General features: G+C 71.2%; 10 protein-coding genes. 7 read left to right on the plus strand and 3 right to left on the minus strand.

The annotated features are described in order from the left end of the window. Nucleotides 1-105: 105 nt before the first annotated feature. Nucleotides 106-2,931, plus strand: a complete 2,826-nt coding sequence (locus O7542_RS26225) for a transglycosylase domain-containing protein (protein WP_247375920.1) — start codon at nt 106-108, stop codon at nt 2,929-2,931. Between the two features lie 123 nt (nt 2,932-3,054). Continuing rightward, complete coding sequence (locus tag O7542_RS26230; protein WP_281605351.1) at nt 3,055-4,599, plus strand: glycosyltransferase 87 family protein; 1,545 nt, start codon at nt 3,055-3,057, stop codon at nt 4,597-4,599. Between the two features lie 21 nt (nt 4,600-4,620). Here O7542_RS26230 and O7542_RS26235 read toward each other — a convergent pair whose 3' ends face one another. Together O7542_RS26235 and O7542_RS26240 are read right to left on the minus strand one after the other, a co-directional pair. Beyond that, nucleotides 4,621-6,840: a hypothetical protein gene (locus O7542_RS26235; protein ID WP_281605352.1), complete on the minus strand. Its 2,220-nt coding sequence runs from the start codon at nt 6,838-6,840 to the stop codon at nt 4,621-4,623. After that, nucleotides 6,837-7,619 (minus strand): deoxyribonuclease IV, encoded by a 783-nt coding sequence (locus O7542_RS26240; RefSeq protein ID WP_113974487.1) that lies wholly within the window; start codon nt 7,617-7,619, stop codon nt 6,837-6,839. The genes O7542_RS26235 and O7542_RS26240 overlap by 4 nt, the downstream gene beginning before the upstream one ends. Before the next feature lie 640 nt (nt 7,620-8,259). Here O7542_RS26240 and rpsF point away from each other — a divergent pair. The 4 genes from rpsF (at nt 8,260) to rplI (ending at nt 9,900) form a co-directional block, all read left to right on the plus strand. Further along, nucleotides 8,260-8,550, plus strand: a complete 291-nt coding sequence (gene rpsF / locus O7542_RS26245; protein ID WP_013289357.1) for a 30S ribosomal protein S6 — start codon at nt 8,260-8,262, stop codon at nt 8,548-8,550. 80 nt (nt 8,551-8,630) lie between these two features. After that, entirely contained in the window at nt 8,631-9,158 is a 528-nt protein-coding gene (locus O7542_RS26250) for a single-stranded DNA-binding protein (protein WP_018788497.1), read from the plus strand. A gap of 41 nt (nt 9,159-9,199) precedes the next feature. Next, nucleotides 9,200-9,439, plus strand: coding sequence for a 30S ribosomal protein S18 (gene rpsR / locus O7542_RS26255; RefSeq protein WP_007073789.1), 240 nt, complete (start codon nt 9,200-9,202; stop codon nt 9,437-9,439). Between the two features lie 14 nt (nt 9,440-9,453). Continuing rightward, on the plus strand, nt 9,454-9,900 hold the full coding sequence (rplI, locus tag O7542_RS26260) for a 50S ribosomal protein L9 (protein ID WP_013289354.1): 447 nt from the start codon (nt 9,454-9,456) through the stop codon (nt 9,898-9,900). A gap of 92 nt (nt 9,901-9,992) precedes the next feature. Here the strand turns inward: rplI and O7542_RS26265 are convergent, their stop codons facing one another. Continuing rightward, nucleotides 9,993-11,723 (minus strand): hypothetical protein, encoded by a 1,731-nt coding sequence (locus tag O7542_RS26265; protein ID WP_166456794.1) that lies wholly within the window; start codon nt 11,721-11,723, stop codon nt 9,993-9,995. A 397-nt stretch (nt 11,724-12,120) separates the two neighbouring features. Here O7542_RS26265 and dnaB point away from each other — a divergent pair, with 397 nt between their 5' ends. Next, nucleotides 12,121-13,530, plus strand: coding sequence for a replicative DNA helicase (gene dnaB / locus O7542_RS26270; protein WP_043327703.1), 1,410 nt, complete (start codon nt 12,121-12,123; stop codon nt 13,528-13,530). Nucleotides 13,531-13,534 lie beyond the last annotated feature (4 nt).

Consider the following 13,534-nt stretch of genomic DNA (forward strand, 5'->3'; position numbering starts at 1 on the left):
ACGGGCAACCGCGGGCACGGCCGGCGGGTAACGTCCCGTGTTCCAGCTCACGGCAACCCGGTGGCGGCGCCCCCGCGCCCCACCGCGACCGGCAGGGTGTGAGGAATGAACTACGGCGATCCCAGTTCTTCGCGTGGGCGGGCCCAGATCCCGGGCCCGAACGGCGACCCCGGTTCCGAGTGGAACCAGGGCGGGAACGGTTGGTCCGGCTCCCCGGACGGCGGCGCCTCGGCGCGCGCCTCCGCGACACCGTACGGCTCGGGCGGCCGGGCCTCGGTCGGTGGCGCCGCTCCGGCGCCGCGCCCGGCATCGGGCTCGGCCTCGGTGGGCCGGGCCGGCGCGGGCGGCCGCGCCTCGGTGCCCGTCTCGCCGGCACCCGGCGCCTCCGGGCGCGCGGGCGCCGGACGGGCGTCGGTTCCGGTCTCCCCGGCCGCTCCGGCCGGACGTGCCGCGGTCGGCGCGGCGAGCGTGGGGGCGGCGAGCGTGGGCGGGCGCGCGAGCGTCGGCGCCCGGGCGAGCGTCGGCGCGGCGGCGGTGGGCGGCCGCGCCCGGGTGCCCGGCGCCGCCGGTGGCGGTCCCGGCGGTCCCGGCGGCCCGACCGGCCCCGGCCGGGGCGGTCGCGGCGAGGACCCGGCGCGCGCGAAGAAGCGCCGCCGGATCAACATGCTGATCGCCGGCTTCGCCGTGTTCATCATGCTCGCCGGCATCGGCGTGGTGAGCTTCACCTGGTACTCCACCAAGGTGGTGCTCCCGGAGGACACGATCCCGCCGCTGTCCACCACGATCTTGGACTCGAGCGGCAAGGCCTTCGCGCGGATCGGTGACCAGAACCGCCAGCTCGTCACCATCGACCAGATTCCGGAGCACGTCCAGCACGCGGTGGCCGCGGCGGAGGACCGGAACTTCTACAAGCACTCCGGTGTGGACTACAAGGGCATCACGCGGGCCGCGTGGAACAACCTCACCGGCGGCGACAAGCAGGGCGCCTCGACCATCACCCAGCAGTACGCGCGCAACGCGTTCGACAACCTGAACCAGGACACGTACGGCCGCAAGGTGAAGGAGGCGATCCTCGCCTCCAAGCTGAACGACAAGTACGACAAGCGCGTGATCATGCAGCACTACCTGAACGTCATCTACTTCGGCCGGGGCGCCTACGGCATCCAGTCGGCGGCGCAGACGTACTTCGCCAAGAACGTCAAGGACCTGAACGTCGCCGAGGCCGCGGTGCTCGCCGCCCTGATCAAGCAGCCGGAGCCGAGCGCCACGCACAAGGGCTACGACCCGGCCATCAACGCGCAGGCCGCCGTCGACCGGTGGAACTATGTGATCAACGGCATGATCACGGAGAAGTGGCTGGACGCGCCGAACACGCCGCAGCACCCCACCGAGTACCCGAAGAACATCCAGAAGCCGTCGAAGAGCAGCGCTGGTGGCTACGGCATCGACACCCCGTACGGCAACGTCGTCAACTACGTCTCGCAGGAACTGCGCGAGATGAAGCTCTGCACCGACAACGAGGCCGAGGTGACGGACAAGAAGCCGCTGTGCGCCAAGGCGCTCAGCCGCGGCGGCTACAGGATCACCACCACGATCAACCGGAAGATGCAGGAGGCGGCGCTCGACGCGGCCCAGCGGGCCAGGAAGAAGTCCGAACTCGCCGGCCAGCCGTCGAACCTGATGGCCGCCGTGGTGGCGATCGACCCGAAGACCGGGCGCGTGCTCGCCTACTACGGCGGCGACAACGGCACCGGCACCGACTACGCCGGCAAGAACGTCGACAACGGCGTCGTGAGCGGTGGCCACTCACCGGGTTCGAGCTTCAAGATCTACACGTTGGCGGCGGCGCTGAAGGAAGGCATCTCGCTCAAGTCCCGGTGGAAGGGATCGGCGTTCACGCCGAAGGGCACCAAGTTCAAGGTCAGCAACGCCGGCGCGGACAAGGTCTCCTGCGGTGACTCCTGCACGCTCGAACTGTCGACGCTGAAGTCGCTGAACGTGCCGTTCTACTACATCACCGAGCAGATCGGCCCGGACAAGGTGCTCGACATGGCCAAGCAGGCCGGCGTCACCACCATGTGGCAGACCGACACCAACCCGGCCAAGGCGCACGACCTGACCAAGGCCGACCCGAAGGACCTGGCACCGTCGCCGTTCTTCCACGTCCTCGGTTACGGCCAGTACCCGATCACGGTGCTCGACCACGCAAACGGTGTCGCCACGTTCGCGAACCAGGGCATGTACCACAAGGCGCACTTCATCCGGAAGGTGGAGAAGCAGAACCCGGACACGGGTAAGTGGGACCTGGTCGGCGCGGAGAAGCTCAAGGGGCAGCAGCGGATCGACAAGGACATCGTCGCGGACGTCACCTCCGTGCTGAAGCAGTACCCGGGCCAGATCAACAAGCGGCTCGACGAGGGCCGCCAGGTCGCCGAGAAGACCGGCACCTGGGAACTCGGCGACAAGACCACCCGCAACGGCGACGCCTGGATGATCGGCTACACGCCACAACTCGCCACCGCCGTCTGGGTCGGCAACGTCAAGGACCGCAAGGCGATCCAGTACAAGGACGGCCGGGACATCAGCGGCGCCCGGATGCCCGGTGACATCTTCCAGCGCTTCATGAACGACGCGCTCAAGGGCAAGGACAAGGAAGAGTTCCCGCCCGCGGCGAACGTCGGCAAGGACGACGCCGGCAACGGCGAGGCCCCGCCGCCGCCGGCGAACGAGCCGGGCCAGCCGGGCGGGCCGGGCTGCGACCCGCTGGGCCTGTTCTGCCCCGGCGGCACGCCCGGCGGCGGCAACCCCGGCGGCGGCGACCAGGGCGGCAACCCCGGCGGGGGCGGGCTACCCGGTGGCGGCGGACGCCCCGGCGGTGGTGGCGGCGGTGGCGGGCTGCTACCGAGCACGCCACCGACACGCCAGAACTGACGCGCACGACCTGACGGCGGCGGCCGGACCCGAGCGGTCCGGCCGCCGCCGGCGTTTCGCGTACCGGAATTTCTCCGCGCGCGACGGGACGGCGACCCCCTGTGTACGGCAGGATGCCTCTCCATGAGCACCCAGTCGCCCGCAGGCATCGATGAGCCCGGCGCGTCCGAGGCGGCGCCGCGATCGGCAGAGACGATTGACCACCCGTCCCGCTCGGACTGGTTCGTCCGCGGCGCCTCCGGCCTGATCGGGGGGCCGCTCGGCGACCACGCCGCCGCCCTGGACCGGCCGGCCGACCGCGAGAGCCGGTTCTGGACCGCCAGCCGGATCGTGCTGGCGCTGGTCTGCCTGACGCTGGCACTGCACTGGGTGCAGAAATCCCCCTGCCAGGACGGCGCGTGGCAGAACAACATCCAGTACACCCGCATGTGCTACACCGACGTGCTGGCGCTCTACTACGCCGAAGGGCTCAACGAGGGCAAGGTGCCCTACGCCGACCACCCGGTGGAGTACCCGGTGCTGACCGGCTACTTCATGGGCGCGCTCGGCCTGCCGGTGCACGCCCTCGGCGTCGACAACCCCGCCATCAACCAGGGACAGTGGTTCTACAACCTCAACGCGCTGGTGCTCGGCGCGCTCGCCGTCGCCACCGTCGCGGTCATCCTCAGCCTGCGCCGCCGACGACCCTGGGACGCCGCGTTGTTCGCGCTCTCCCCGGCCCTGGTGCTCACCGCCACCGTCAACTGGGACCTGCTCGCCATCGGCCTGGCCGCGTTCGGCCTGCTGGCCTGGGCACGCGCCCGCCCCGACCGGTACGCGATGCTGCTGCCCGCGGTGGCGGGCGTCCTGATCGGACTCGGCGGCGCGGCCAAGATGTGGCCGCTGTTCCTCCTCGGCCCGATCCTGGTGCTCGCGCTACGGGCCGGAAAACTGGCCGCCGGGCTCGTCGCCACCGCCACCGCACTGGTGTCCCTCGTGGCGGTCAACCTGCCCGTGGCGATCCCCTACCGGGAGAACTGGGAACGCTTCTTCGACCTGAACACCACACGACCCATCGACTGGGGCACGCTCTGGTACATCGGCCGCTACCTGGACGGCCGGATCAGCCCGTCCGCACCCGGCGAACTCGGGCCGTTCGAATGGCTCAACGCCAACATCCCCACGCTCAACTGGGTGTCGTACCTGCTCTTCGGGCTGGCCTGCCTCGGCGTGGCCGGGCTGGCGCTGCTGGCGCCGCGCCGGCCCCGGCTGGCCCAGCTCGCCTTCCTGGTGGTCGCCGCGTTCCTCATCTTCAGCAAGGTCTGGTCCCAGCAGTTCGTGCTCTGGCTGCTGCCGCTCGCGGTGCTCGCCCGGCCGCGCTGGGGCGCGTTCCTCGCCTGGCAGATCGCCGAGGTCGGCTACTTCGCCGCGTTCTACGGCGAACTGCTCGGCACGGCCATGTCCCGGCCCGTCTTCCCCGAGGGCGTCTTCGTGCTGGCGTCGAGCCTGCGCCTGATCACCGTGGCGGTGCTCTGCGGGTTCGTCATCCGGGACATCGTGCGGCCCGAACTCGACGCGGTCCGGCAGACCTACGCCGACGACCCCGACGGCGGGGTCCTCGACGGCGCGCCCGACGCGCCCTGGCACCAGCGCTGGCGGGCGCGCGCCGCCGAACCCGTGCCGGTGTGACCGAGACGGTCGTGTTCCGGTCTACAGCCGGAACACGACCGCCTCGCCGACCTGCTCCCGGGCCACGCCCAGCGCGTCGACCGGCCGGTCCAGCATCCCCTCCCACGGGGTGCCCTCCAGCTCGTCGCGCAACACCACCACGTTCTTCACGCCGATCTGCCGCAGGTAGTCGACGCTCGCGTAGTCCGGGAAGCTGACAGTGGCCTCGCGGATCCGGGCCTGGGACCGGGGCGTGAAGCCGCTGCCGCCGTTGACCATCGGCTGGAACCGGTCGGTGGACCAGAGCATCACCGGCTGATCCAGGTTCTGACTGCTCGGCAGCACGAGCATCGGCCCGTCCACGGTCCGCAGCGCCGCCGGCTGCCGCGGCACCACCGGCTGCGGCGTGGCGTTCAACCCCTCCACCAGCACCAGAGCCAACGGCAGCAGCGTCGCCAGCCGCAGCCACGGACCCGGCCACGGCGGTACCCGCTCGGCGGCCAGCTCGCGTACCCGCATGCAGAACGCGGTGACCGCGCCCGCCGCGAGCAGGCCAAGCAGCAGCGTGGTCCAGAGCATCATCCGGCCCGGCGTGCGCAGCCCGCTCCAGCCCGGCAGGTAGTCGAAGAGCGGCACGTAGGTGAACCGGCCGCCGAAGAACCGGGTGCCCATCGCCAGCGCCATCGTCACCAGCACCCCGGCGAGCAGGAAGATCCGGTGCCGGACCCGCCACACCGAGAAGAACAGCCCCCCGGCGGCGAGCGCGTAGAGCACGAAGCCCGGCAACAACGTCATCTCCGGATGCCAGGGCAGCACGGCCCGGGCACCCTCGTGCAGACCACCCCAGATGCGGGACTCGGCCGGCGCGGTGAAGAACCCGCTCGCCGGCGGCGAGTAGAGACCGATGTCGCCGATCGTGCGCTCCGCGTTCGGGTGCAGCTCGGCGACCTTGAAGTACGGCACCGCCAGCGCCGCGCCCACCGCCGCGAAGACGAGGCCGCCCAGCACGTCGGCCAGGAACAGCCGCCGGCCGAACGGACGCTTCACCTTGCGCCGCCGCACGAACCACAGCACCACCGAGACCAGGACCACTCCGGCCAGCATGTACGCGAACGGCAGCCCGATGCCGAAGCCGAGACTGAGCTGCCACGCGGCCACCAGCCACCCGGCGAACGCCCAGCCCGCGTGCCGGCGGCGCGGCCGGTACCCGTACCGCAGTGACCAGCCGTGCCCCCGGGCCAGCATGGCCAGCGCCAACGGGATGCCGCCGTTGGAGATGATGTGCAGGTGGCCGGCCTGGGCCAGCAGCCACGGCGCGTAGGCGAAGCTCGCCCCGGCCACCGCGCCGCCGATCCGGCCCGCGCCGAGCTGCCGGGCCAGCGCGTACGCGCCGAACGCGGCGAGCGCGTGCGCCAGCACGAACATGATGTTGTAGCGCAGCACGGCGTGCTCCGGGCCGACCCCGATCAGGCCGGCCGGGGCGTACCCGAGGAGCGTGTCGGAGAACGCGAAGCTCCAGTTCTCCGGATAGAACGTGTTCGAGTGCCACAGCTGCGCCGGGTTCGTCCGCAGGATGTGGCCGGACCATGCCATCTGCCACGCCTGCAGGCTCGGGTCCCAGTAGTCCTGCGGCAGCGTGTGCCGCGGATAGCGCAGCGTGGGCCAGGTCATCGCCGCCGCCAGCGCCAGCGCGGCGACGACGGCGAGCGTCCACTCGTGCACCAGGAACCGGCCCACGGCGCGGACGGCCCGGCGGGGGCGGCCGAGCACCGGCTCGGGCGCCGGACCGAACGCGGACCACGGGTCGGCCGGCTCGTCGTCGCCCGTACCGTCCTGCTTCGCGGCGTCGCTCTTCTCCGCGGCGTCGCCGTCCTTCTTGGCGGCGTCCGCTCTGTCCCGGGCCTCGGCCTCGGTCCCGGCTTCGGTGCCGGCCTCCGCCTTGTCGGTGCCGGCACCCGCCTTGTCGGCGGTGCTCGTCTTGTCGGCGGTGCTCGTCTTGTCGGCGGTGCTCGCCGCGCCTGCCGCCTTCGCCGCGCCGGTGCGGCGAGCCTTGCGGGTCCGCTTCGCCTTGCCGGCACTCGTCACCGTGCCCGCGGTGTCGTCCTCGCCGGAGCTGTCCGCGCCGGACGCGCGCTCGTCGGGCGAGCCGCTCCCCGGCCCGGCCCCGGCCGCGTCGTCCGGCGGGTTCTTCGCGCCGGTCCCGTCCGCCCGGGTCTCGGCGCCGGACCGGCGGCCGGTCGTGCCGGACTTCTCGGCGGTCACTCCGCCGCACCCAACTGCCCGCGCAGGAACGCGATGTCGGCGGCCTGGCCCTCGACGCCGCCGGGGGTCTCCACGATCACCGGCGCGCCTGCCGCGCGGATCACCGCCACCAGCAGCTCCGGGTCGATGGTGCCGCCGGTGAGGTTGTCGTGCCGGTCCTGACCGGAGTTGAAGGCGCCCTTCGAGTTGTTCGCGTGGATCAGGTCGATCCGGCCGGTGATCGCCTTCACCCGGTCGACCAGGCCCAGCAGCTCCTCGCCGCCCGCGTGGGCGTGGCAGGTGTCGAGGCAGAAGCCGACCTCGTGGTCGCCGAGCGCGTCCCAGAGCCGGGCCAGCGAGTCGAGGTGCCGGGCACAGGCGTTGTCACCACCGGCGGTGTTCTCGATCAGCACCGGGAGCGGGAATCCGCCGGACTCCGCCGCGTACGCGAAGGTCTTGCGCCAGTTGTCGAAGCCGACGGCGACGTCCTGGCCGGCGTTGACGTGGCCGCCGTGCACGATCAGGCCCTTTGCGCCGACGGCCGCCGCGGCGTTGGCGTGGGCGAGCAGCAGCTTGCGGCTGGGGATGCGGATCCGGTTGTTGAGCGTGGCCACGTTGATCACGTACGGCGCGTGCACGTAGAGGTCGACGTCGGCGGCGCGCAGGCGCTCGGCGTCCTCGCGCGGCTTCGGGGCCTTCCAGCCCTGCGGGTCGGCCAGGAAGAACTGCACCGCCTCGGCCTGCCGGGCGGCCGCCTCGGCCAGCGGGTCGGTCGGATCGACGTGGGCTCCGATTCGCATGCAGGGCAGCCTACGTCGCGCCTGCGACGGTCGCCGCGCTCGCCGGAGACGCCCGGCGGGTCGGAGGCGTCACCACCCGGCCCGGTGGTCGTTGTCCGAGGTGGGATCGATGGTCGACGCTCCGCCCGGACGTGGTCCACAGCACGTACGGGTGAGGGGGCCGACGCCCGGTGACGGGACGCCCCGGCGTGCGGCCCGGCACGACGGGGCGGGATCCATCAGGAATCCCGGCACACCAAATGGGAGTCCGGACTAAATCCTCAATTTACCCCAAGTGGTGACGAGAGCCATTGTATGGTCAGCACAGGTGACAACACGATAAAGCTCCGCGGGGCGTCTTCGATCCAACCTCATCGGTGTGGTCGTTCCTCCCCAGGTCCCACCCAAGGAATGCGGACGGGACGCCCCGCGGTCCCGTGGACAGGGGTCCACCTGCCGGCTCTCGAGGCCGAAGGTGGGCCCCTGTCGCCGCGTCCGGGCCGTGCCGGCCGACCGGTCCGTCCATGATCGTCCGCACCGGCTATCCTGGTCCGGTTGTCCGTGTCCAGCCGGGTTCCCCCGGAACCGGTCACGGCAACGACGCACGACCTCCTGCCACGGAAGGACCGTGGCCGCTTAGCCCACAGGAGGTGAGCACGTCTTGCGTCATTACGAAGTCATGGTGATCCTCGACCCCAGCCTCGAGGAGCGCACCGTCGCCCCGTCGCTCGACACGTACCTGAACGTGATCCGGACCGCGGGTGGCTCGGTGGAGAAGACCGACGTGTGGGGCCGCCGGCGCCTCGCGTACGAGATCAACAAGAAGGCCGAGGGCATCTACGCCGTCATCGACCTCCAGGCGACGCCGGAGGCCGTTGGCGAGCTGGACCGTCAGCTCCGACTCAACGAGTCGGTGCTGCGCACCAAGGTCATCCGTCCGGAGATGCGCTGAGCATCTAGTCCCGGCACGTCCGGATCAAGCCTCATCCACGCTGTCGTACGGCTCTGAGAGCCTGTACCGCACAAAGATGAGTGCGCGAGGAGATGGTCATGGCAGGAGACACCACCATCACGGTCATCGGCAACCTGACCGATGACCCCGAGTTGCGTTTCACCCCCTCCGGCGCGGCGGTCGCCAAGTTCCGGGTCGCTTCGACGCCCCGCTTCATGGACAAGGCCTCCGGCGAGTGGAAGGACGGCGAGCCGCTGTTCCTCTCGTGCACGGTCTGGCGCCAGGCCGCCGAGAACGTCGCCGAGTCGCTGCAGCGTGGCGCTCGGGTGATCGTGTCCGGCCGGCTGCGTCAGCGGTCGTACGAGACCCGTGAGGGTGAGAAGCGCACCGTCATCGAGCTGGAGGTCGACGAGATCGGCCCGTCGCTGCGCTACGCCACGGCGAAGGTGCAGAAGATGTCCCGCTCCGGCGGCGGTGGCGGCGGCTTCGGTGGTGGTGGCGGCCAGGGTGGCGGCGGAGGCAACTTCGACGACCCCTGGGCCTCTGCTGCCCCCGCCCCCTCCCGCGGTGGTTCGGGCGGAAACTTCGACGAGGAGCCTCCGTTCTAATGGCGCCGAGCGCCCGCGATCGCAAACCAGGAGCACGAGCAATGGCTAAGGCTGCGGCACTTCGCAAGCCGAAGAAGAAGGTGAACCCGCTCGACAAGGACGGGATCACCTACATCGACTACAAGGACACCGCGCTGCTGCGCAAGTTCATCTCCGACCGCGGCAAGATCCGCGCTCGGCGGGTGACCGGCGTGACCTCGCAGCAGCAGCGGCAGATCGCCCGTGCGGTCAAGAACGCCCGCGAGATGGCGCTCCTGCCGTACACGGCCACGGCCCGCTGAGAGGAGGCACGGACATGAAGATCATCCTCACTCAGGAGGTGTCCGGCCTCGGCTCTCCGGGCGACATCGTCGAGGTGAAGGACGGCTTCGGCCGTAACTACCTGCTGCCGCAGGGCTTCGCGATCGCCTGGACCAAGGGCGCGGAGAAGCAGGTCACGGTCATCAAGCGGGCCCGCTCGGCCCGCGAGATCCGCGACCTGGGCCACGCCACCGAGGTCAAGACCCAGATCGAGGGTCTGAAGGTCAACCTGAAGGCCCGCGCCGGCGACGGCGGCAGGCTCTTCGGCTCGGTCACCCCGGCCGAGATCGTCGACGCCGTCAAGGCCGCCGGCGGCCCGACCCTGGACCGCCGCCGGCTGGAGCTGCCCGGCCACATCAAGGCGCTCGGCTCCTACCCGGTCAGCATCCGGCTGCACCCCGAGGTGACCGCCAAGTTCGACCTGAACGTGGTCAAGGGCTGACACCCGTAGCACGACGCGAAGGGCCCGCACCGGACACCGGTGCGGGCCCTTCCGCATCTCCGTCACCACGGCCCCGGCCGCACCCCCGGGTCTCAGCCGAGGGGGTTGCCGGTCACCGCGCTGATCACCACGGTCGACAGACCACCGCCCACCACGGCAGCCGCCAGCGCCACCGTCGCCGCCCGCCAGGTCGTCCCGACCTGCCGTAGCAGCACCGCCACCACCAGGCTGCTCACCAACGCCAAACCGAACCGCGGCGCCGCCGACACCAGCGAATCCAGGGCATGCGTACGCGGCGAGTCGCAGCCGCCACCGGTGATGTCGGTGACGCAACCCTCCGGCGGCTGACCGCTCAGGAACAGCAGACCGACGAGTAGCAGCACGGCCGGGACCAGATAGCAGGCCACCGTGTAGACCAGAGGCCGCAGCGGACCGCCCGGATCCGGATCCAGCAGGTCGTCTTCCAGCCGCCGGCCCCACGAGCCGCCACCGATCGTCTCCACCCGCCGGCGCAGCGTCGACCCGGCCGGCGTCACCGGCCGACCGCGCGGCACGGCACGCGGACGCGGAGCCGAGTACGCCACCGCCGGTGACCTCGGCGCCGACGGCGGTGTCTCCATCCACCGCGGATCGTCCCCGGCCAGCCGGGTACCCGACCAGAACGCCTCGGCCCGCTCCGGTGACGCCCATCCCTCCCGCACCGGCGGAGCCGTGCGATCCCACGGATCGACCTCGTCGCGCACCGGCTCCAGATAACCGGTGTCGGTGAACCGGTCCCACTCGCCCGTGTGCTCCGTGCGGTCCCACCGGCGTTCCGCCTGCTCCCAGCGGCCACCGGGCGCCGACCGGCCCCAGGCGTGCACGCCCGAAGCGTCCCACGGGTCGACCGCAGGCGGCGGCTCCGGCGGCTCACGGTCGGCCGCCCGACGCCGCTGCCAGGGATCCGCCGCCGGCCGGGACTGCTCCGAACCCGACGGGGCCACCGACCGCGACCAGCCCGTCTCCGAAGCCGCCGAGGACGACCAGCCCGGCTCCGAAGCCGACCGGCCCGACGACGCCGACCGCGACCAGCCCGACTCCGACTCCGACGCCGGCCGCCGCAACTCCGGCACCGCCGACGCGGGCCAGTCGGCATCCGACGCGGCCGGACGGGACCGGTCCGAGCCCGCAACCGCCGAACGCGACCAGGCGGAGTCCGACGCCACCGGCGGCGGCCAGGAAGAACCCGACGCCGATCGACGCCGCCCGCCCGGCCGCCCGCTGTCCCGCGCGGCTTCCTCGTCGCCCGAGCCCGCCGAATCCGGCAGCCCGGACCAGATCACCTGCGGACGCCGGGTCGCCGCGCGACGGGGACGACTACGCGGCGACACCCCCGACACCGGCTCGTCGTCCGAGTCGGCACGCCTGTTCCCCACATACCCCCGCTCCTGGGGGGCGTCCATCGTCCACTCGGCGGTGTGGTCCGACAACGGACCCGCACCGATCGCCCGCGGCTCCGGCCGATCGCGCCGACGGCGGCCCGCCTCCGTGCGCCGGCCACCCTCGGACGACGGCGTCTCGACCTCGATCTCGTCGTCGTCGGGCGCCGCGTGCCGCCCGCCACCGTCCGCGCGGCTCACCCCGGACTCCAGAGCCCAGCGGGGAAGGTAGGTGTCCACCGGCTCGTCCTGGCCGCGCTCGATCGCCCGCCGCCGACTCGGCGTGCGGTAGCTCTCCGGCGCGTACGAGTCGGCCCGGCGCGGCCCGGCGGGCTCGTCCCAGGAACCGCTCGGCCGTCGCTCGCGCGGGCTGTCCTCCCCGCTTCCCCAGTCCCGGTGTCTCACGGCCGGAGCGTGACCTCTCTCAACCCGAAAGTAAACCCGCTGTCCCAGGTGTCGCCGTTCGCAGCGATAGTACGGGACGAACGACGACAAAGCTCAGCCGGAAATCTTCCGTCCACAGGGTGGGGACAGTAAAAGCGCAGGTCAGAGGCGATACGCCCGGAATTCCCCATCACTTTTCCACACCCTGTGCACACACTGCGCACATGCCGGTCCCCAGGCGTCCACAGGTTGTCCCGAGGCTCATCCACCGGCCTTGTTGAGTCGCTGACCTCGGGTTCCGTATCGTGGTCCCCCCGACCGCCGGGCGATGACCCCCGATCGACCGGAGGGGTCGGCGGAAGTTGTCACACCCCAGCGATAGAGCTGGACTCGATCCGACGCAGCAAGGGGGGCACCCGTGTCGGTCACCGACGAGGCGCGTACGGAACGGACCGGGGGGCAACCGTCGTCCGAGCCGCCGCCGCCGCGCGACGCGCCGTTCGAGAAGACACCACCGCAGGACGTGGCCGCCGAGCAGTGCGTACTCGGCGGCATGCTGCTGTCCAAGGACGCCATCGCGGACGTCGTGGAGATCCTGAAGACCAACGACTTCTACCGCCCCGTCCACGCCACCATCTTCGACGCGATCCTCGACATCTACGGACGCGGCGAACCCGCCGACCCGATCACCGTCGCCGCCGCGCTCGCCGACTCCGGCGACCTCGCCCGCATCGGCGGCGCGCCCTACCTGCACACGCTCATCGCCAGCGTGCCCACCGCCGCGAACGCCGCCTACTACGCCCGCATCGTCGGGGAACGGGCGGTGCTCCGCCGCCTGGTCGAGGCCGGCACCCGGATCGTGCAGCTCGGCTACGGCACCGGGCCGAGCGGCAGCCGCGACGTCGACGACATCGTCGACCTCGCCCAGCAGGCCGTCTACGAGATCACCGAGAAGCGCGTCAGCGAGGACTTCGCGGTCCTGGCCGACATGCTGCAGCCCACGCTCGACGAGATCGAGGCGGTCGGCGCCCAGGGCGGCGTGATGACCGGTGTGCCGACCGGCTTCACCGACCTGGACCGACTGCTCAACGGCCTGCACGCCGGCCAACTTATTATCGTGGCCGGCAGGCCTGGTTTGGGCAAATCAACCGCATCTATGGACTTTGCCCGAAATGCGGCAATCCGGGCCAACCAGGCGTCGGCGATCTTCTCGCTGGAAATGAGCAAGGTCGAGATCGTCATGCGACTGCTCTCGGCCGAGGCGCGCGTACCGCTGCACGTGCTCCGCAGCGGGCAGCTCTCCGACGACGACTGGACCAAGCTGGCCCGCTGCATGGGCGAGATCAGCGAGGCACCGCTCTTCGTCGACGACACACCAAGCATGAACCTGATGGAGATCCGGGCGAAGGCGCGGCGGCTCAAGCAGAAGCACGACCTGAAGCTGATCGTGGTCGACTATCTCCAGCTGATGACCTCACCGAAGCGCACCGAGAGCCGGCAGCAGGAGGTCGCGGACCTGTCCCGTGGCCTGAAGCTGCTGGCCAAGGAAGTCGAGTGCCCGGTGATCGCGGTGAGTCAGCTGAACCGTGGCCCGGAGCAACGCACCGACAAGCGCCCCCAATTGTCAGACTTGCGTGAATCTGGCTCGATTGAGCAGGATGCGGACGTTGTTATCCTTTTGCACCGCGACGACTACTACGACAAGGAGTCGCCGCGCGCGGGCGAGGCGGATTTTATTGTTGCCAAGCACAGGAATGGGCCGACCGACACGGTGACGGTTGCCGCCCAGTTGCACCTGTCGCGCTTCGTGGACATGGCGATCGTCTGAGCGG

Origin of the sequence: Micromonospora sp. WMMC264, assembly GCF_027497275.1 — a bacterium.
Lineage (GTDB): Bacteria > Actinomycetota > Actinomycetes > Mycobacteriales > Micromonosporaceae > Micromonospora > Micromonospora chalcea.